Origin of the sequence: Roseateles albus (assembly GCF_028595345.1) — a bacterium.
Classification (GTDB): domain Bacteria; phylum Pseudomonadota; class Gammaproteobacteria; order Burkholderiales; family Burkholderiaceae_C; genus Paucibacter_A; species Paucibacter_A albus.
The window spans coordinates 97,221-116,601 of record NZ_JAQQXT010000006.1; the positions used below are offsets into that span (position 1 = coordinate 97,221).

The 19,381-nt window shown below is 60.5% G+C and carries 22 protein-coding genes; 8 read left to right on the forward strand and 14 right to left on the reverse strand.

All coding sequences use genetic code 11. The annotated features are described in order from the left end of the window. Positions 1–56: 56 nt before the first annotated feature. Together PRZ03_RS11195 and PRZ03_RS11200 are read right to left on the reverse strand one after the other, a co-directional pair. Positions 57–725 (reverse strand): OmpW/AlkL family protein, encoded by a 669-nt coding sequence (locus PRZ03_RS11195; RefSeq protein ID WP_263532770.1) that lies wholly within the window; start codon positions 723–725, stop codon positions 57–59. Between the two features lie 31 nt (positions 726–756). Then, positions 757–1,902, reverse strand: coding sequence for an SGNH/GDSL hydrolase family protein (locus PRZ03_RS11200; protein ID WP_273600376.1), 1,146 nt, complete (start codon positions 1,900–1,902; stop codon positions 757–759). A 540-nt stretch (positions 1,903–2,442) separates the two neighbouring features. Here PRZ03_RS11200 and PRZ03_RS11205 point away from each other — a divergent pair. The 6 genes from PRZ03_RS11205 (at position 2,443) to PRZ03_RS11230 (ending at position 5,439) form a co-directional block, all read left to right on the forward strand. Then, positions 2,443–2,766 (forward strand): nucleotide pyrophosphohydrolase, encoded by a 324-nt coding sequence (locus PRZ03_RS11205; RefSeq protein WP_263532768.1) that lies wholly within the window; start codon positions 2,443–2,445, stop codon positions 2,764–2,766. Continuing rightward, entirely contained in the window at positions 2,763–3,437 is a 675-nt protein-coding gene (locus tag PRZ03_RS11210; protein WP_276595243.1) for a 3'-5' exonuclease, read from the forward strand. The genes PRZ03_RS11205 and PRZ03_RS11210 overlap by 4 nt, the downstream gene beginning before the upstream one ends. 153 nt (positions 3,438–3,590) lie before the next feature. After that, positions 3,591–4,109, forward strand: coding sequence for a GNAT family N-acetyltransferase (locus PRZ03_RS11215; RefSeq protein WP_263532767.1), 519 nt, complete (start codon positions 3,591–3,593; stop codon positions 4,107–4,109). A 282-nt stretch (positions 4,110–4,391) separates the two neighbouring features. Then, the gene (locus PRZ03_RS11220) at positions 4,392–4,718 is read left to right on the forward strand and encodes a hypothetical protein (protein ID WP_273600377.1); all 327 of its coding nucleotides are present in this window, start codon (positions 4,392–4,394) and stop codon (positions 4,716–4,718) included. Continuing rightward, the gene (locus PRZ03_RS11225) at positions 4,718–5,164 is read left to right on the forward strand and encodes a PIN domain-containing protein (RefSeq protein ID WP_273600378.1); all 447 of its coding nucleotides are present in this window, start codon (positions 4,718–4,720) and stop codon (positions 5,162–5,164) included. Before PRZ03_RS11220 ends, PRZ03_RS11225 begins: the two co-directional genes overlap by 1 nt. Positions 5,165–5,214: 50 nt before the next feature. Next, entirely contained in the window at positions 5,215–5,439 is a 225-nt protein-coding gene (locus tag PRZ03_RS11230) for a hypothetical protein (protein WP_263532764.1), read from the forward strand. Here PRZ03_RS11230 and PRZ03_RS11235 read toward each other — a convergent pair. The 5 genes from PRZ03_RS11235 to PRZ03_RS11255 form a co-directional block, all read right to left on the reverse strand. Continuing rightward, positions 5,436–5,639, reverse strand: a complete 204-nt coding sequence (locus tag PRZ03_RS11235) for a hypothetical protein (RefSeq protein WP_273600379.1) — start codon at positions 5,637–5,639, stop codon at positions 5,436–5,438. The two genes, PRZ03_RS11230 and PRZ03_RS11235, sit on opposite strands and share 4 nt — an antisense overlap. A gap of 190 nt (positions 5,640–5,829) precedes the next feature. Further along, positions 5,830–6,969, reverse strand: a complete 1,140-nt coding sequence (locus PRZ03_RS11240) for a hypothetical protein (protein ID WP_273600380.1) — start codon at positions 6,967–6,969, stop codon at positions 5,830–5,832. Positions 6,970–7,094: 125 nt separating this feature from the next. Continuing rightward, a complete protein-coding gene (locus PRZ03_RS11245; protein WP_273600381.1) occupies positions 7,095–7,496 on the reverse strand; it encodes a DUF3597 domain-containing protein in 402 nt (133 codons plus the stop codon). A 91-nt stretch (positions 7,497–7,587) separates the two neighbouring features. After that, entirely contained in the window at positions 7,588–8,169 is a 582-nt protein-coding gene (locus PRZ03_RS11250; protein ID WP_263532760.1) for a cob(I)yrinic acid a,c-diamide adenosyltransferase, read from the reverse strand. Between the two features lie 87 nt (positions 8,170–8,256). Beyond that, on the reverse strand, positions 8,257–8,514 hold the full coding sequence (locus tag PRZ03_RS11255; protein ID WP_273600382.1) for a hypothetical protein: 258 nt from the start codon (positions 8,512–8,514) through the stop codon (positions 8,257–8,259). Between the two features lie 149 nt (positions 8,515–8,663). Between PRZ03_RS11255 and PRZ03_RS11260 the strand changes: the two genes are divergently transcribed. After that, positions 8,664–10,076: an FAD-binding oxidoreductase gene (locus tag PRZ03_RS11260; protein WP_273600383.1), complete on the forward strand. Its 1,413-nt coding sequence runs from the start codon at positions 8,664–8,666 to the stop codon at positions 10,074–10,076. An 11-nt stretch (positions 10,077–10,087) separates the two neighbouring features. Here PRZ03_RS11260 and PRZ03_RS11265 read toward each other — a convergent pair whose 3' ends face one another. From PRZ03_RS11265 to PRZ03_RS11285, 5 genes are all read right to left on the reverse strand, one after another. After that, positions 10,088–11,596 (reverse strand): SpoVR family protein, encoded by a 1,509-nt coding sequence (locus PRZ03_RS11265; protein WP_273600545.1) that lies wholly within the window; start codon positions 11,594–11,596, stop codon positions 10,088–10,090. A 132-nt stretch (positions 11,597–11,728) separates the two neighbouring features. Further along, positions 11,729–13,009: a YeaH/YhbH family protein gene (locus tag PRZ03_RS11270; protein ID WP_273600384.1), complete on the reverse strand. Its 1,281-nt coding sequence runs from the start codon at positions 13,007–13,009 to the stop codon at positions 11,729–11,731. A gap of 79 nt (positions 13,010–13,088) precedes the next feature. Beyond that, the gene (locus PRZ03_RS11275; protein WP_263532754.1) at positions 13,089–15,011 is read right to left on the reverse strand and encodes a PrkA family serine protein kinase; all 1,923 of its coding nucleotides are present in this window, start codon (positions 15,009–15,011) and stop codon (positions 13,089–13,091) included. A gap of 325 nt (positions 15,012–15,336) precedes the next feature. Continuing rightward, entirely contained in the window at positions 15,337–16,248 is a 912-nt protein-coding gene (locus PRZ03_RS11280) for a ParB/RepB/Spo0J family partition protein (protein ID WP_263532753.1), read from the reverse strand. A 14-nt stretch (positions 16,249–16,262) separates the two neighbouring features. Next, the gene (locus PRZ03_RS11285) at positions 16,263–16,802 is read right to left on the reverse strand and encodes an RBBP9/YdeN family alpha/beta hydrolase (protein WP_273600385.1); all 540 of its coding nucleotides are present in this window, start codon (positions 16,800–16,802) and stop codon (positions 16,263–16,265) included. 51 nt (positions 16,803–16,853) lie between these two features. Between PRZ03_RS11285 and argC the strand changes: the two genes are divergently transcribed. After that, positions 16,854–17,795, forward strand: coding sequence for an N-acetyl-gamma-glutamyl-phosphate reductase (gene argC / locus PRZ03_RS11290; protein ID WP_273600386.1), 942 nt, complete (start codon positions 16,854–16,856; stop codon positions 17,793–17,795). 6 nt (positions 17,796–17,801) lie between these two features. Here the strand turns inward: argC and PRZ03_RS11295 are convergent, their stop codons facing one another. Together PRZ03_RS11295 and PRZ03_RS11300 are read right to left on the reverse strand one after the other, a co-directional pair. Then, positions 17,802–18,578: a GNAT family N-acetyltransferase gene (locus tag PRZ03_RS11295; protein WP_273600387.1), complete on the reverse strand. Its 777-nt coding sequence runs from the start codon at positions 18,576–18,578 to the stop codon at positions 17,802–17,804. Further along, positions 18,578–19,348, reverse strand: coding sequence for a ParA family protein (locus PRZ03_RS11300; protein ID WP_263532749.1), 771 nt, complete (start codon positions 19,346–19,348; stop codon positions 18,578–18,580). Before PRZ03_RS11300 ends, PRZ03_RS11295 begins: the two co-directional genes overlap by 1 nt. Between the last annotated feature and the right edge of the window lie 33 nt (positions 19,349–19,381).

A 19,381-nucleotide genomic window follows, 5' to 3' on the forward strand; every position in this document is an offset into this window, starting at 1 on the left:
CTGAATAGAAAAAGGGAGCCCAAGGCTCCCTTTCTTCAGCCTGGAACGAGCAGCACTTAGAAGGTGTAGCCAACTCCAAATGAATAGGCCATCGGGTTCAGTTCAACCTCGATGGTCTGACCGGTGGACAAGGACCCGGTCGTTTTCAACATCACCTTGGTGGCGGAAACATTGAGCGACCAGCGATCAAAGAGCTTCATGTCCAGACCCAGTTGCACGGTCGGGCCGAAGGAGTTCTTCATCGACATGGTGGTCGGATTGCTCGGCAAGCCGCCGGTAATGCCGGAGAGCACAGAGGTGGCCTTGGTATCGGAGAACACCGCATAGGTCACACCCGCGCCGACAAAGGGCCGGAACATGCTGGTGGGGGCGCCGAATCGGTATTGCGCCGTGACGGTGATGGGCAAGGCCTTGACATCAGACAGCTTGCCCGTGCCATCAATCGCACCAGCGCCCAATACTTCGTGCTTGAACGGAATGCCGACGGGCACATCGATGGCGATGTTTTCGGTCAACATGTAGAAAATGCCACCGGTGACTTGGCTGGAATTGTTGATATCAACCTTGGTGCCAGCGGGGCTGGGTGCCGACAGATCGCCGCTGCTGACGGCCGGCCGGATCGTCGTGGCGCCGAGTCGAACTGTGAAACTGCCAACTGTTTGGGCTTGTGCTGCGCCGGCTGCGAAGACAGCGATCGCGCTCAGGGAGAAGAGATATTTTTTCATGGTGTGAATGCTCCTGATGCTCGGCCGCGCTTTACAGCCAACCCTTGATGGCGATGGCCTTGGAAACCAGCTGACCCAACAACTGATGGCCATAGGGCGTGGGGTGGAAACCATCGGAGAAGGCATAACTCTTCCACCAATCGGCGCCGCTGACGCCGGCAGGCGGTGCAGCCGACAAGGCCTTGGCCGTGCAGGTTTCGAAGGTGTAGGTCGGCAAGCCATCAGCGCCCATGCCTGTCGCTGGGCAAGCTGGCGTCTTCACATTGCTGAGGCTGAACTGCGCGGGGAAGTTCACTTGATCATTGAAGCCGGAATAGAAGTCAACGATCGCCACCTTGCTTTCACCGGCATATTTGCTGTCCAACTGCTTGTTGAAGGCCGTCATCCAGGATCTGAACAAAGCGTCCGACTGGGCGCGTGCCGTTGCACCTGCTGTGCCGCCGCCCGAAGCGGCCGCTATACCGTCTAACACCATCTGAAAGCGTGGGGTGTTGGTGATGCTGGGCATGTTCAGAATCACGACGCGCTGCGCTGATTTGTCCAACACATTGGCTTTGATCGATGCATGGAAGAGATCGGCCAGGGCCAGCATATAGGTGGCGCCGCCCGCTGCAATGGTGCTTGCACCGCCGCTCATGATCGCGCCGACCTGTGCCGGCGTCAGCAGGGTACCCAGCAGCTTCATATAGGCCGCGCCGCCGTCTCTGGGGATCGTGAGGTAGGCGCCCACCAGGTCGGCAGCGTCATTGCCGCCGCCGTCGATCACCACCAGGTCCGTGGGGCTGTAGCTGCCCACGGCTGCTGCGGTTGCCAATTGAACCGGCACGCGGCGTGGGTCGGCTGCGGCCAAGCTGGCTGAATTGATCACACCGCCGCCGATGGCGAAGTTGCTGCAACCGGCCTTGGGATTCGGGGCGAAGGTCACGCCGGTAAAGGTGTAGAAATTGCAAAGTGTCTGGCCATAGGCCGCTGCAATGCGCTCGGGGTAGATCAAGCTGTCCGGGCTTTGCACCGTGAACTTGAGCCCGAAGGTGCCGGAGTCAGCCAGGCTGTCGCCGAAGACCTTGACCGCCGTGATGGACACGGCAGGCGTGGTATCGGCACTGCTGCCGCCGCCACAAGCGCTGACAAGCAAACTGCTCGCGAGTGACAAAAGGGTGATGTGAAACTTCTTCATGGTGTTGTCTCCTGCTTATTTCTGCACCTGGCTGTCAAACCATCCTGGCTTGCAGCGCTGCTTCACTCTATCGACTAGTGCCCGCTTACTCGCCGGGGTTTATCCCCATCTGTGGCTCTCATACACGGGATTTGCGTCAATTTAGAGGAGCCGCTCGAAAAGCTTGTCACGTCGGCGACAGGGCAGCTGTTGGCTTTGTTTGGGCCTGGCGGGGCTAGCTACCGGGTCGACCAGATGCTGTCAATGAACAAGGCTGTGGATAAAAAAAGATCAAGCCAGACCTTATCCACAGGGTGGGCTGAATTTTGAAAGTTGTTCCTGTTTGAGCGACAGCAGCAAGAGGGCTTCGCCCACATGGTTTGAAACAAGCTAAGTGCTTGTGGCGTCAAGATAAATTTGGCTTATCCACAGAAACAAGCCCGCTCTACTAAGACTACTAAGTTAAAAGATTGAATTGCTATGAATAAGAAACGCGTGAACATTTTTTGCGCTTGCACAGTTGGCCCAAATTCACTCGGGCTCATGCCACACTGAGCTCCCATGAATATCGAAGACTTGCAAAAGCGGCTGCGCCAATTCGCCATCGAGCGCGATTGGCAGCCCTACCAAACGCCTAAAAATCTGGCCATGGCCATGGTGGTTGAGGCGGCCGAGCTGGTGGAAATTTTTCAATGGCTGACGCCTGAACAGTCTCAAGAGATTCAGAACGACCCGGCCAAGCATCAGCATCTGGGCGAAGAGATTGCCGATGTGATGCTTTACCTGCTGCAGATCGCCGACCACACCGGAGTCGACATCAACGCCGCGCTTGAACGAAAGTTGCTGCTCAATGCGATCAAACATCCGGTGGCCAGTGCTTCATGAGCAAGGCCGCTGTGCAAACCATCGCGGTGATCGACTTTGAGACCACGGGTTTGTCACCGAATGGAGGCGGCCGCGCAACCGAGATCGCGGCGGTCTTGGTACGCGGCGGACTTATCGTCGATGCCTATCAAAGCTTGATGCAAACAGGTGCTTGGGTGCCGCCCTTCATTGAAGAGCTGACTGGCATCAGCAATGAAATGCTGGCGGATGCACCCAGCGCTGAAAGCGTCTTGCAGGACTTGGCCTTGTTCACCCAGGGCTGCCCCTTGGTCGCGCACAACGCGGCCTTTGACCGGGGCTTTTGGCAGGCGGAGATGGCCAGGGCAGGCTGTATGCCCGACCCCGCTCATGAGAGCTTTGCCTGCACGGTCTTGCTGGCGCGCAGGCTTTATCTCGACGCGCCCAACTGTCGGCTGGGCACTTTGGCGCAGTTTCATGGCTTGCCGGACTCAGGACAAGCTCACCGGGCCCTGGCCGATGCAATGACAACCGCTCATTTATTGCTGCGCATGCAGCACGATATTGCCGAGCGCTTTGCAGGCGAATTGGGCTCGTTGCCGGTGGAGCATGGCCTGCTCAATCAGCTGCAACGAGCGCATAAATCGGCGCTCAAACGCAGTGTGCAAGACTATGTCAAACGCCAAGGCGTGCAAGCCTTGGCCACGCATTGACGGGCGCTTGGAGCGCTGTTTACGCGTGGATTGGGCGTGGTTTGGGGCTCAGGGCTACAAAAATATCGCGCTGTCAAGCGCCGATGTCAGCCGTTTTGGCAAGCAAAATACCGCCCTTCCGATTCGTATTTGTTCCAGCAAAGTTGCTTCCGTATGTCGAGTATTCAGGTTCGCCCCGCCACACTGCGTGATGCCAAAGGCATCGCAGAAATTCATGTTGCCGCTTGGCAGGACGCGTACAAAGGGCTTTTGCCCGACGCCGCGCTGGACGCACTGTCGGTGCAAAAGCGCCAGGCTTTTTGGCGTGAAGCGATCGACCTGTGCGAGCCCCAGGTGATCGTTGCCCATATCGACAATGAGCTGATGGGCTTTGTGGGCTTCGACCGTTCGCGCGACAAGGGCACACCGTCCAGCACCGGCGAGATCTGGGCCATGTATGCCAACCCCATCCATTGGGACAAAGGCGTGGGCCTTGCCTTGTGGGACGCCGCACGCGATGGCTTGCAAGAAGAGGGCTGCACCAAGGTCACCTTGTGGACCTATCTGCGCAACGAGCGTGCGCTGCGCTTCTTTGAGTTGGCCGGCTTCAAGCGTGAGTTGGGCAGCGCCAAGACCACCGAGGTCGCCGGTACGCGTCTGGAAGAGCTGCGCTTGCAGCGTTCGCTGGTCTGAACCGACCTTGAACAGCGCAGCCATCGCAAGATGGCCGCCACGAATAAGCCGTGAGCCCGAGTGCCGCGGCTTTTTTTTCGGCCTGTTTTACGGTGTCTTTCCAGCCCGCTTGAACCCTCGATTTCTCCTTGAGGGTCAGGTCTTGCCAAGCCTTTTTTTACTCATTGCTTTCTTACTTGCAGACCGCAAGGAACTGCGAAAGTAATGAATCCTTACTTTGAGAAAAGACGAAAATTGCTCGCCAAACTCACTTCAAAAAATCAGCTGACCCTGCCCAAAAGCGTGACCGATGAACTCGGGCCGGTGCAGTACTTCGAGGTCCAAAACAAGGCCGGGCAAATCATCCTGACACCGGTGCGGATTCAACGTGGCGACGCGCTCAGGGCCAAGCTGGCGGAGCTCAAAATCGACGCCAAAACCATTGAGTCGGCGCTGGCTCGGCCCATATCGCTGGCGGCCAAAAAAGCAGGCAAGGCAGCCGCAGCTTCCAAAAAATCGGTTGCAAAACCATTGCCAGCTGTTGCAGGCGGTGGACGACGCAAGACTTCCGCTACAACAGCGGATTTGAAAGCGGGCCTGAGTCGCGCCTTTGCCAAGGCGGTCAAGTAATGAGCCCTGCCCAGCCGCCGCGGGTAGCTTTCGATACCGCCGTTGTTTTGAGGGCGCTGCTGCTCAATGATGCGAACGCCAAACTGCTGCGCAGAGCTTGGCAAACGGGGCAATGTCAGGCTTTGGTTGCGACCGACTCTGCACAGGCTTTGATGCAGGCGCTGGCCTTTCCGGCTTTCAAGCTTGACGAAGCGCAGCAGCTTGAATTGTTGGCAGATTTTTTGCCCTATGCCGAGGTGGTGAACGGCCAGATGCCCGCCAGCTCCGAGTTGGGGTCGCTGCCTTTGCTGACGCTGGCTCGATCAGCCCTTAGCGCTGAAGCGAGCCTGGCGCATGTCGTCAGCGATTGCCCCAAGTTGCGCAACAGTCTTGGGCGCTATGCGAAGCAGTTGAAGCATCCGGCCTTCAGCGTGCTGGGGACGGAAGAGTTTTTGGCCCTGCTTTGACGGCACTTGCAGGCAAGTAACGGCTTACTCTGCTACATTGCCGCCTCCCCATGCTCAACAACAGTTTCAGTCATTCGGTCTCTACCGGTATGTGGCGCGTCGTGTTTTACGAGCGTCGCGCCAACCGCGTCATTCTCGATAAAACCGGGCCTTGGCTGCCGACAAAAAAATTGGCCCAAGAATGGGCCAATTGGTTCGGTGCGCTGGGCTATCACGTCGCTTTACAAGATCAGTTCGGTGATCTGGAGCGACTCAGCGTGGGCCTGCCGGGCTAGGCCGCGGCAGGCTTCTTGTCGTTGACGGCCTGTTTACTTGGCAGCGCGGCGGCGAGCCACGAAGCCGACAAGGTCACCATCGCCCAGCCGTCTTCATCGGCATGGAAGGATGTGAAAGCCAGGTCGCCGCTTGTCAAAGCCGCTTGTGCCGGCGCGATGGCCGCAGCCGCGAGGGCCAGGGCGAGCAGAGTCTTTTGCATGGGGTAGTCCAAAAAGTAGAAAGTAGGTGTTTGTTCATTGTTCATTCACCCCTTTGCAAGACTTCGGGTGTTCCTCCTCCCTGTCAGCGTGGTGGTGCAGGCGGACTATGCTGGTGGCGCATGATGCAGTCGTGAATTGACCCCTGTAGTCCTCCTCCGGCATTCAAGGTGGAGGGACGTGCAGACCAAGTCAATGTTCAAGATTTTGGCTGGCAGCGCAAAACCCACCGCGCTCCAAGGCCCAACCATCAATGGCGTTGGGTTGAGTCAAGTGCTGCACATGGACGGCATTGACCAGCTGCTTGGCGGCAGCGCGTTGCAGCAAGGCCTCGGCCTGAGCCGCGCTGAGTTGCAGGGCAAAGCGGGTCCAGCGCTTGAGCAGCAGGGGCTGCCGCCAGGCGTCTTCAAGCGCCCAGCGGATGTCTTGCTCGCGGTGCAGATTGCTGACCGCCAGCACGCGCGGCGCCAGGGCCAAGACAAAGCGATTGAAGTCGGCCTTGCAAGCTTCGGTGGGTAAGAGCGCTTCGATGCGTGCCAAGCGGGCGCTCCAGCCCGGCGTGGCCAGTTGGCGCGTCAACATCGCTTGCAAAGCCTGGATTGGGTTGAATAAGCGCAGGCGGTTGGGCGGCAAAACCAGCAAGGGAAGGGCGGCCGCCTCCGCATGTGGCAGCTCGGTCACAAAACTGCACAGCAAGGCCACGCGTTGCCATTCGGCAGCGCCTAAGCCTGCGATTCGGTGGATAGGCCCTGCCTCGACGCTGCGAGCTACCTCGGCCGCCTCTGCCCAGCCATGTTGAGCCTTGGCCAGATTGGCCGCCCGGCTCATCATCACCAGATTGCCGGCGGCGTAGCCTGCGTCATCTCGCACCCGGTCGATCTGCGCCTGGTGGCGGCTGCCTTGATGCGCATCCAAGGGCTGACGGGTGATGGGGCAGAAGTTGACCCCAAGCTGCTGCAGGTAGTTGGGTGTCAGCTGAACTTCTTCGAAGCTGCGTCCGCGCGACCAAGCATGGGTGCGCAGCAGCAGCCATTGCTGGGTGTGGCGATTGGCGCGCAAGGTGCGGCGGCCGAAGGTGGCGCTGCCGGCTTGAAAACCCTGACGCAAGGGCGAGCTGGCATAAAGCTGCAGCGCCGGTGGGGTCAGGCCATGATGGGCAAAGTCCCAGCCGAGCGCAAAGCCCACGCTTTGGGTGGCCGGCACCATGGCGCCGGGTTCGCGGGCGTCTTGAAGTCCCGCTGGCTCGATGCCTAGTTCTAACTGGGCCGGGCTTTGTGCCGATCCGAACTTGGTGTTGTCTAGAACTACTGCCGCTGCGGTGATCTGTGCCATGGTGTGCTCCGGGGTTGCCGGCCAGCTGCGAAAGGGATGAACACCTCTTTCGTCTGACCTTGCAGCGGAGTTTGTCTGGCAACTAGCTCACAGGCTGAGCCAGTAAAAAACAGATCAACAGTAAATCAGCTCAGCAGCTCAAGCGGCACATCGCCGCCGTTGTCGGCCAGCTTTTGCAGCACGGTCTTGTGCAACCACATATTCATCTGAGCCGAGTCGCTCATCTTTTCGGCCGGGCAGCCGAGTTCGGTGGCCAACTCTTTGCGCGAGGCCAGGCTGCTGTCCAGGTCCAGCAACTTCATCAGATCAACGATCGAGACCTTCCAGTTGAGCTTTTCTGCATGCGCGGCCGCCAGAGCGTCAAGTTGCGCCACCACGTCAACCACCGAAATGGCGACCGGTGCTGCTTCGACCACGGTCGGTGCAGCAGCTGCAGCTGCTTCCACTGCGACAGCCGGTGCTTCGGCGGCTGCAGCCGGCTTGGCGCCAAAACCGAGTTTGTTGAGGATATTGCTGAACATTCCCATTTGAATCATCTCCCTGAGCTTGAGTGGATGGGCCAGTTTGGCCCTCCACGGCGACAGCAATATGACTGTCAGGGTCAGTCTAATTGAAGATTTAGGCCTCGGCGTCCTGGCGCTGCAGCCGCTCGCTATGCCAGTAGACATCGTCGCCACCCAGTCCGTCCAGATTGGCGCGGTTCAGCACACGGGCCAGTACGAATAACAAGTCAGACAAGCGGTTCAGGTATTGGCGGGGTGCGGCGTTGATGGCTTCCTGCGCGGCCAGAGTGACCACGGCGCGCTCGGCGCGGCGCGCTACGGTGCGGCAGACATGCGAGATCGCCGCACTGCGGGTGCCGGCCGGCAGGATGAACTCCTTCAGGCGCGGCAGGGCGGCGTTGTAATGGGCCAAGGCCTCATCCAGACGCAAGACCGCGTCCATCTTCAGCAGTTCGTAACCCGGCATGCAGAGCTCACCGCCAAGGTTGAACAGCTCATGCTGGATGGTGATCAGCAACTCGCGCACATCGTCCGGCAGCGGCTCGGCCAGCAGCACGCCGAGGTTGGAGTTCAGCTCATCCACATCGCCCATCGCTTGCACGCGCAAGTGGTCTTTGGGCACGCGGCTGCCGTCGCCAAGCCCGGTTGTGCCGTCATCGCCGGTGCGGGTGGCTATTTGTGAGAGTCGGTTGGCCATGGCTGCTGCGCCTATGTAGTTCAAGAATGGGCGGCATCTTGCCTGAAATGCCTGCCCTCCTGCAGCGCAGGGCTATGCAGATTCAGTTCAGTGGCGCTTGCCCGAACGATGGATTTCGGGCTTGTTGTGGCTGGGGTGTTGATGTTGCTCGGCATGGTGCATCTCCCGCGGGGGGCTGCCGAATTCGGCTTCGGCCTTGCCGACTGGCAGATTGGCCGGCGGCTGCGCCGACTTGTCGAGCGCGTCGCGGCCGATGGCGCGCAGCAGATCCCAGCGCATCACACCGGCCACGGCGAGCAGCAAGACCACGATCAACGCCAACCAGCCAAGATCAATTCCGAACATAGCAAATACCTCCAATGATTTTTCAGTGATGCCTGATGCTCGCACCCGGGCGACTCATTGACAAGCGCTTTGGGTCAAAGCTGGGCTACTCTGTCGACAGTTTGTTTGTTTCTAGAGCCGGCCGACCGTGCCGGCTGAAAGCTCTTGTCATGCTCGAAACCTTGCCTCTTGATCTCTTGAAGCCACGGCCAGTCCCGCAAGCCTTGTTGCTGGGCTTGCAGCAGCGCTTCGGTGAACGCTGCAACACCGCGCTGGCCATGCGCGAACAGCATGGCCGGGACGAATCACCGTTTGATGTGCCGCCGCCCGATGTGGTGGTGTTCGCCGAGTCGGCCGAGGACGTCGCTTTTGTCGTCGCGCTGGCGAATCAGCATGCTGTGCCCGTCATTCCCTACGGCGCCGGCAGTTCCTTGGAAGGCCATCTGCTGGCGGTGCAAGGCGGCATCAGCCTGGATGTGTCGCGAATGCAGCGCATTTTGCAGGTGCATGCCGAGGATCTGACCGTCACCGTGCAGGCCGGCGTGACCCGCAGCCAGCTCAACGCCGAGCTGCGCCATGCCGGCCTGTTCTTCCCGATTGACCCCGGCGCTGACGCGACGCTGGGAGGCATGGCGGCAACGCGTGCCAGCGGAACCAACGCCGTGCGCTACGGCACGATGCGCGAGAACGTACTGGGGCTGAGCGTGGTGACGGCTAGCGGCGAGCAAATCCGCACCGGCACGCGCGCTCGCAAGAGCAGCGCCGGCTATGACTTGACGCGCTTGTTCGTCGGTAGTGAAGGCACCTTGGGCGTGATCACCGAGTTGACCCTGCGTATCTACCCGCTGCCCGAGGCGGTGTCGGCAGCCGTATGCTTCTTCCCGAGCATTGACGCGGCGGTGCAGACCGCCATACAGATCATCCAGCTCGGCGTGCCGATCGCGCGTTGCGAACTGCTTGATGCGCATGCGATCCGGGCGGTCAATGCCCATGACAAGTTAGGTCTGCAGGAACTGCCCATGCTCTTGATGGAGTTCCACGGCAGCCCCGCCAGTGTGGCCGAGCAGGCGCAAACGGTGCAGGATATCGCGCGTGATCTCGGCGGCGAGGACTTTGAATGGGCAACCACGCCCGAGGCCCGCACGCGGCTTTGGGCTGCCCGGCATCACGCTTATCTGTCGGGCCTGCAGACCAAGCCCGGTTGCCGCAGCGTCACGACCGATATCTGCGTGCCGATTTCGCGCCTGGCCGAGATCATCAATGCCTCGGTGGCGGAGGTCGAGGCGACCGGCCTGGCTTATTTCATCGTCGGCCATGTTGGCGACGGCAATTTCCATATGGCCTATCTGATTGACCCTTTGATCCCCGCCGAGCGCGAAACGGCCGAGCGGCTGAGTCATCAAATGGTGACGCGAGCGCTACGCCTAGAGGGCACTTGCAGTGGTGAGCACGGCGTCGGCCTGCACAAGCAGGGCTTTCTGGTCGACGAGGCGGGAGAGGGCGCTGTCGCTTTGATGCGCAGCGTCAAGCAGGCGCTGGACCCGCGCAACATCATGAATCCGGGCAAGATCTTTGCGGTTTGAGGGGGCTAGCCTCATGCCGGCGGCGCCGCCACGCTCCAGCGCTTGCTGACCTCGCCCTTGTCATCGACGCTTTCCAGCTGAACGCCAAAGCCCCACAGCCGGGCCACATGCTTGAGCACTTCTTGCGCGCTGTCGTGCAGGGGGCGCCCCATATGCTGGGTGTGGCGCAGGGTGAGTGAGCGGTCCCCGCGCAGATTGACGTTCCAGACCTGGATATTGGGCTCGCGGGTACTCAGATCGTATTGGCGGGACAGGGCTTCGCGCACATGCTGATAGCCGGCTTCGTCATGAATGGCGGAGATTTCGTACTCGGACAATTTCTCGTCGTCGAGGATGGAAAACAGCCTGAACTCACGCATCAGGTGCGGGCTCAGGTATTGGCCTATAAAGCTCTCGTCCTTGAAGTTGCGCATCGCATGGTCGATCGTCGGTAGCCAGTCGCCGCCGGCGATGTCGGGGAACCAGCGCCGGTCTTCTTCGGTCGGCTTTTCGCAGATGCGCTTGATGTCGGTATACATCGCAAAGCCCAGCGCATAGGGATTCAGATTGGCCATGGGCTGCTGCGCGACCACATTGGTGTGGGACTTCAGCCATTCGATCATCATGCCGTCGCTCAAGTAGCCATCGTCATACATCTGGTTGAGCAGGCGGTGATGCCAGAAGGTGGCCCAGCCCTCGTTCATCACCTGGGTCTGGCGCTGGGGGTAGAAATACTGAGCGATCTTGCGCACGATACGCACAATTTCGCGCTGCCAGGGCTCCAGCAGCGGCGCACTCTTTTCGATGAAATAGAGGATGTTTTCCTGCGGCTCGTCGGGGAAGCGCAGGGCGGTGGCGGCCTCGGCGGCCGCGTCGGCGCGCTTGGGCAGGGTGCGCCAGATGTCGTTGATCTGCTGCTGCGCATGGGCCTCGCGGTCGGCCATGCGCGTGCGTTCTTGGGCCAATGAGAGCTTGGCGGGGCGGCGGTAGCGGTCGACGCCGTAAGACATCAGCGCATGGCATGAGTCCAGCATTTGCTCGACCTGCGAGATGCCATGGCGCTGCTCGCATTCGGCCACAAAGTTTTTCGCATAGACCAGGTAGTCGATGATGCTGGAGGCATCGGTCCACATGCGGAACAGGTAGTTGCCCTTGAAGAAGCTGTTGTGCCCGTAGCAGGCATGAGCAATCACCAAGGCCTGCATGGCCATGGTGTTTTCTTCCATCAGGTAGGCGATGCAGGGGTCGGAGTTGATGACGATTTCATAGGCCAAGCCCATCTGTCCGCGCTTGTAGTTGCGCTCGGTGGCGATGAACTCCTTGCCATAGCTCCAGTGGCGGTAATTGACCGGCATGCCCACCGAGGCGTAGGCATCCATCATCTGCTCGGCGGTGATGATCTCGAGCTGGTTCGGGTAGGTGTCCAAGCCGTAGCGCTCGGCTGTGGCGCGAATCACATCGTGGTACTCGTCGATCAGCTCAAAGGTCCAGTCGCTGGGCGAGGGCAGCGGGCCGGCGGGGCGTGGGCCGGCCGGCTTCATTTCCTTCAGGGCCGGCTTGCAGCGGCGCCCGCCGTAGTCATCGGTGCTGGGGGCGATGGCGCGGTGGCGGCGGTTTTCGATGTCGGTCATGTCAGCCCCTTATGCCTTGATGTAGCGGGTGAGTGCAGGCACTCACTTAGCTGAGCTTTCCTTCTTGAACAGATCGCGGAAGACCGGGTAGATTTGCGACACTTCGGTGGCCTTGCGCATGGCGAAGTGGCGCACCTCCTGGCTGAGTTTGCTGTATTCGTCCCAGAGGTTTTGCTCCTGTTCGGCCACTTGCACATAGGCGAAATAGCGGCACATCGGCAAGATTTTGTCGGCCAAAAGCTCGCGGCAGCGGCCGCTGTCGTGGTGCCAGTTGTCGCCGTCGCTGGCCTGCGCGCCGTAGATATTCCATTCGCTGCGGGGGTAGCGAGCTTGGATGATTTCTTCCATCAGCACCAGGGCGCTGGACACCACGGTGCCGCCGGTTTCGGTGGCGTGGAAGAAGTTCTGCTCGTCCACTTCTTGCGCCTGCGTGTGGTGGCGAATGAAAACGACGTCGATCTTTTCGTAATGCCGGGTCAGGAACAGATAAAGCAGGATGAAGAAGCGCTTGGACAGGTCCTTACGGCCCTCGTCCATCGAACCTGATACATCCATCAGGCAGAACATCACGGCACGGCTGGTTGGCACCGGCACGCGCACCCGGTTGCGAAAGCGCAGATCAATGGGGTCAAGAAATGGGATGGCCTTGAGGCGCTGGCGCAGATGTTGGATGCGCGCTTCGGTCTCCGCCAGCATGCGCTGAACTTCGCGGTCAGCGGGGTCTTCATGCTTGAGCAAGGCCAAGCGCTCTTCCAACTCCAGCAGCTCGCGCCGCTTGTCGGTACCCAAGGCGATGCGCCGCCCTAAAGCGCCGCGCATCGAGCGCACGATGTGCAGATTGGTCGGGTTGCCGTCGCCGGTGTAGCCGGCCCGGTGGGTTTTCCATTCCGGCGTATCGGCGAGCTGGGTGCGCTCCAGATTGGGCAGAGCCAGGTCTTCAAAAAAGACCTGCATGAACTCCTCGCGGCTGAGGTGGAAGACGAAGTCGTCGTCGCCCTCGCCGGAGTCGCTGGCCTGGCCGCCACCTTGACCTTGGCCGCCGCCCTTGGGCTTGGCGACGCGGTCACCTTTGACATGCTCGGTATTGCCGGGCCGCACCACCTCGCGCACGCCACCTTCGCCGTGGCCGAAGATTGGCTCGCTCAAGTCCTTTTTCGGAATGTGAACGTCCTCGCCTTTTTGCATATCGCGGATGCCGCGCCCATCAACGGCCCGCCGCACCGCTTCGCGCACCTGTTCCTTGTGGCGCTGCAAAAAGCGTTCCCGGTTGCCTATCGACTTGTTCTTGCCCGACAGGCGACGGTCGATGATTTGTTGAAGCATCTGTAGTCCTCAGGCAGTGATTCGAAGGCCAGGTGAGGGATAGCGTCCAACTCACCTGGCGCTGGAGCTTCAATAGCCTTCAGGAGCTCTTTCTAACCCTCAAATACCATTCGCAAAGTAACCGCACCTGTTTGGCCGTGTAGCCCTTGTCGACCATGCGCTGGACGAAGTTCTCATGCTTCTTGGCCTCGTCGGCGCTGGCCTTGGCGTTGAAGCTGATGACGGGCAGCAACTCCTCGGTGTTGGAGAACATCTTCTTCTCGATCACCGTGCGCAACTTCTCGTAGCTGGTCCAGGATGCGTTCTTGCCTGCGTTATTGGCCCGTGCGCGCAGCACGAAATTGACGATCTCGTTGCGGAAGTCTTTCGGGTTGCTGATGCCGGCGGGCTTCTCGATCTTCTCCAGCTCGGCGTTCAGTGCCGAGCGGTCAAACACCTCGCCGGTGTCGGTGTCGCGGTATTCCTGGTCTTGAATCCAGTAATCGGCGTAGGTGACATAGCGGTCGAAGATGTTTTGCCCGTACTCGCTATAACTTTCCAGATAAGCGGTTTGTATTTCCTTGCCGATGAACTCGGCGTAGCGCGGCGCCAGGTTCTCTTTGATGAAACCGACGTACTTGGTTTCGGTCTCGGTCGGGAACTGCTCGCGCTCGATCTGCTGCTCCAGCACATACATCAGGTGCACCGGGTTGGCCGCTACCTCGGATGAATCGAAGTTGAAGACCTTGGACAAAATCTTGTAGGCGAAGCGGGTCGAGATACCGCTCATGCCTTCGTCCACGCCGGCGTAGTCGCGGTACTCCTGGTAGCTCTTGGCCTTGGGGTCGGTGTCCTTCAGGCTCTCGCCGTCATAGACCAGCATCTTCGAATACAGGGACGAGTTTTCGGGCTCCTTCAGGCGGGTCAGGATGGCGAACTGGCTCATCATCTTCAGCGTACCCGGCGCGCATTTGGCGAACACCAGCGAGGAGCTGCGGATCAGCTTTTCGTAGATCTTGACCTCTTCGCTAACGCGTAAGCAGTACGGCACCTTGACGATATAGATGCGGTCCAGGAAGGCTTCGTTGTTCTTGTTATTGCGGAAGGTCTTCCACTCGCTCTCATTGCTGTGGGCCAGCACGATGCCGTCAAAGGGGATGGCGCCGAAGCCTTCGGTGCCTTTGTAATTGCCTTCCTGCGTGGCCGTCAGCAAGGGGTGCAGCACCTTGATCGGTGCCTTGAACATTTCGACAAATTCCAGCAAGCCTTGATTGGCCAAGCACAGGCCACCGGAGTAGCTGTAGGCATCCGGGTCGTCTTGCGAAAAGGTCTCGAGCTTGCGGATATCGACCTTGCCGACCAGCGAGGAGATGTCTTGGTTGTTCTCGTCACCCGGCTCGGTCTTGGAGATGCCGACCTGCTTGAGCACGCTGGGGTAGCGCTTGACCACCTTGAAGCGGCGGATATCGCCGCCGAATTCCTCCAGCCGTTTGACCGCCCAGGGGCTCAGGATGCGGTTCAGATAGCGGCGCGGGATACCGTATTCCTGCTCCAGCAGCGGGCCGTCCTCGGCCGCATCAAACAGACCCAGCGGCGATTCGTTCACCGGCGAGCCTTGCAAGGCATAAAACGGCACTTGCTCCATCAACTGTTTCAGTCGCTCGGCGATCGAGCTTTTGCCGCCGCCGACCGGCCCAAGCAGGTAGAGAATTTGCTTCTTTTCCTCCAGACCTTGGGCCGCATGGCGGAAGTAGCTAACGACTTGTTCAATCGCCTCTTCGAGCCCGTAGAACTCCGCAAATGCGGGGTAGATCTTGATGGTCTTGTTGGCAAACAGGCGCGACAGCCGCGTGTCGTTGCGGGTGTCAATCATCTGCGGCTCACCGATGGCCTGGAGCATGCGCTCGGGCGCGGTGGCGTAGGTGATGGGATTGCGTTTGCACTCGGCGAGGTAGTCCTCCAGCGAGAGTTCTTCAACGCGAGTGCGCTCGTAGCGAGCGGTGAAACTGCTGATCACGTCCATGCTGAGCTCCTGTAAAGCCCCGTCCAACCCCGAGCACCTGCTTGCTCGGGGACTTCAGGGAAGTTCTGATGGCGTCCCGGCCGCTGCTGCCAGCGGGTGCTGGGGCGTCATCAGAGCTTTCCGTGCATTTCTTTGCTGCAAATTTCTTGCTGGCCAAGCTTGATCAGAGCTTGCTACTTGAGTGCCGCTGGCTAAGCAAGAATAAGCTTGTACTTAGGGTGCTTTCAAGTCGTTTCAAGGGCCAGACCGTGACTCAATGCTACGCTGATTTTGCCCGCCGTGGGGGGCATGACCTGACCCCCAAAAGTCGCTGCCAATGCAGGCTTTACTGCGGGCCGCGCAAGCGGTCGATCAGACCGTTCAGCTCGTCGAGCGATGCAAACTGAATCGACAGTTCACCCTGTTCGCCGCGCTTGGTGCGCTTTTTGACGCGCACTTCAACCACTGCCGTGAGCAGGTCAGACAGTTCCTCTTCGAGCCGCAGCAGATCGCGGCTCTTGTCGTTTTTGGCGCGCAGCAAGGTGCTTTGGCGGCCGACACCCTGGCGTGCGACCATTTTCTCGGCCTCGCGCACGCTGAGCTTTTTGGCCGCGATCTCGGTCGCACAGGTGATCTGGTGGGCGCCGTCCAAGGGCAGCAGCGCGCGTGCATGGCCCATATCGATGTCGCCGGCCATCAGCATGTTCTGCACCGGTTCCACCAGCTGCAGCAGGCGCAAAAGATTGCTGGCGGCGCTGCGCGAGCGGCCTACTGCCTGGGCGGCCTGTTCGTGCGTCAGATGGAACTCGCTGACCAGGCGCTGCAGGCCTTGCGCTTCTTCGAGCGGGTTGAGGTCTTCGCGCTGGATGTTTTCGATCAAGGCCATCGCGGCGGCCGCTTCATCGGGCACCGCTTTGACCAGCACCGGCACTTCGCGCAAGCCAGCCAGTTGGGCGGCCCGGAAGCGACGTTCGCCCGCAATGATTTCGTAACGTACTTCGCTCAAATCCGAGGGCGGCTTGATCGGCCGCACCAAGATCGGCTGCATGATGCCTTGCGCCTTGATGCTCTCGGCCAGCTCGTACAGCGAGCCCTCATCCATGCGCGTGCGCGGCTGGTATTTGCCGGCCTGCATCTGCTCCAGCCGCAAGGCGTTAGGGGCGCCTTCGCGGGCGGCTGCTGCGTCTGAATCGCTGACGGTGGGGCCCAGGAGTGCTTCCAAGCCGAGGCCGAGGCCTTTGAGTTTTTTTGTCGCCATGCGGCAATTGTCCCTTACTCGCGCAGGCCCGCCAGCAAGGCTTGGCCGACGGGCCAGGCGCCAAGCTTTGATGCCGTATTCAGGTGACCACAAGCCCCTGCTTCGACCAAGCGGCTACCCCAATCAGCGGACATCTGCGCGCCCCGCACGTGCGAACAAAAAGGGTCATCGCTGCTGATGACGGCAATGGAGGGGAAGGGCAGGCGACTGCGCCGAATCGGTCTCCAGTTGTGAAGCTGCGAGGGCATGTTGGCTGCTTCGGTGTCGGGCGGAGCGACCAGAAGTGCACCGTGCACGCGCCCGGTCAGCTGCGAGTGTTCCGCCCAACTGGCTACCAATTGGCAGCCTAGCGAGTGGGCCACCAGCACGGCGGGCCGCGCATCGGCTAGCAAGACCTCATCCAAGCGCGCCATCCAGTCGCCACGGCGCGGCCAGCCCCAATCGGCTTGCTCGACTCGCTCGTAGCCAAATTTTTGCTCCCACAGGCTTTGCCAATGTTCGGGGTCGGAGTTCAACCATCCGGGGAGTAGGAGGACGCGTTGCAGGTCTTTCATCGGCTTGCCTTAAGATTTCGGTTCTTTGAATTTGATTGTGCTGGAGAGATCATGACTTACGCAGTTTTTGTGGACGGACAAGAGGGTACGACGGGGCTGCGTATTCATGAATATCTGGCGGCGCGCAAGGATGTGGAAGTGCTGCGCATCGACGCGGACAAGCGCAAGGATGCGGCCGAGCGAGCGCGCCTGCTCAATGCCGCCGATGTGGCGTTTCTATGCCTGCCCGACGCCGCCTCACGTGAAGCAGCCGCGATGATCAGCAACCCGAATACCTGCTTGATCGACGCCAGCACCGCGCACCGCACGGTCTCCGGCTGGGCTTTTGGCCTACCTGAATTGGCCAAGGGCCAGCGCGACAAGCTGCGCGCTGCCAAGCGGATCTCCAACCCCGGCTGCCATGCCTCTGCCTTCATCCTGGCCCTGCGTCCGCTGGTGGATGCCGGTCTGCTGAGTCCGGCCGCCTTGGTTTCTGCCACATCCATAACCGGTTACTCGGGCGGCGGCAAAAGCATGATCGCCGAGTACGAAGCGGGCGGCAACGCGGCCCTGCAGTCGCCGCGCCCTTACGCCTTGGGCCTGGCGCACAAGCATCTGCCCGAGATGATGAACTACACCGGGCTGCAGAACGCGCCTGTCTTCATGCCTATTGTCGGCAGCTTTTACAAGGGCTTGTGCGTCAGCGTGCCGCTGCATCTGAGCCAATTGCGTGCGGGCGCGCGCGCTGAGGATGTGCAGCAGGCACTGGCCGCGCATTACGAAGGCGAGCGCTTCATCCGCGTGATGCCGCTGCGCGATGCTGCGACCTTGGCCTCGGGCTTTTTTGATGTGCAGGCTTGCAATGACACAAACCGGGTCGATCTCTTCGTGTTCGGCTCCGACACTCAGGTCTTGGTGATGGCCCGCCTGGACAACCTCGGCAAGGGCGCCAGCGGGGCCGCCGTGCAGTCTATGAATGTGCACCTGGGCCTCGATGAGGGTCTGGGGCTTTAAGCCCTTCTAGGGCTTAGAAACTGCCGCGCTGCGATAGTGGTAGCGGTAGGCAAAGCTGAAGCCCAGCCGAGCATAGACGCGCTGGGCTTCAAAGTTATCTGAGCCGACCTGCAGGTACGCTTCATGCGCCCCCTCGGCGGCGGCGATCTGCAGCAGCTGGCGGCACAGATTCAGGGCATGGCCCCGGCCGCGCTGCGCCGGCGGCGTGAAGATGTCGAACAAGCCGACGATGCCGCCCTCGCGGGCGAACTGGCCGCAGGCCAGCAACTCGGCGCCGGCCTCTGTGGACCGCAAAGCAAAGCCTTGATACGCCACCGGTGACGCCTGCAGGCGCTCGGCATGCGCGGCGATTTCTTCGTCTGAGGAGCCGCGCAAGTGACCGACCAGTTGCGCGTAGGCCGGCGCTTCCAAGGCTTGCAAAACTTGGTCGGCCGGCAAACTTGAGCCGGCGGGCAGGGCGGCCAGGACCATCACATCGGCGGCATCCACCTCGGGCCAGCCCTTGGCGGCCAGGTGTTCGTCCAGATCGGCCGGTTGGCTGTACGGTGTCACGCGCACGTAGAGCGGTAGATTGGCCGCCGCAAAAGCCGCTTGGCAGCGCGCCAGCAAGTCGTCCAGAGGCAGTTTGCCGGCTGCCAGCGCGTTGATGCAGCGCGAGCGTTTGGCCTTCCCCGGCGATAGCCGGATCAACCATCCTTCGATCAACTTTTCTTGCGGTGGCGCGCTGGCGTTCAAGCCGGCTTGCTCGGCGCGCAGGGCCAAGTCAGCCAAGCTCGGATTCATCACATGCTGCCGACACGGCGCACCATTTCACGTGCGAACTCGACAAAGGCCTGGGCACCCTTGGATGAGGAGTCGAACACGACACCGGGCAGGCCATAGCTCGGCGCTTCGGCCAAGCGAACATTGCGCGGAATCACGGTGTCGAACACCTTGTCGCCAAAGTGGCTCTTGAGTTGATCGCTGACCTGGTTTTGCAGCGTGATGCGCGGATCGAACATCACCCGCAAGAGGCCGATGATTTGCAGGTCGGGGTTCAAATTCGCATGCACCTGCTTGATCGTATTGACCAGGTCCGACAGGCCCTCCAGCGCAAAGTACTCGCACTGCATGGGCACGACCACGCCGTGCGCGCAGCACAGGCCGTTCAGCGTCAACATCGACAGCGAGGGCGGGCAGTCGATCAGGACAAAATCGTAGTCATCTTTGACCGCGCTCAGCGCGGTCTTCAGGCGCCGCTCGCGCCGCTCTTGCGACACCAATTCCACCTCGGCGCCGGCCAGCTCGCGGTTGGCGCCGAGCACGTCATAACCTGCTTTTTCGCTGTGTTGCTTGGCTTCTGCGACGCTGCTGGATTCCAGCAACACGTCGTAAACAGTCAGTTCCAGCGTTCGCTTGTCGATGCCCGAGCCCATGGTCGCATTGCCCTGCGGATCAAGGTCAACGACCAGCACCCGCTGGCCCACCTTGGCCAAGCCGGCGGCGAGGTTGACGGTGGTGGTGGTCTTGCCGACTCCGCCTTTTTGATTGGCAACGCAAAAGATCTTGGCCATGTGCTCAGTATTTGTGGACGTTCACAGCTTAAT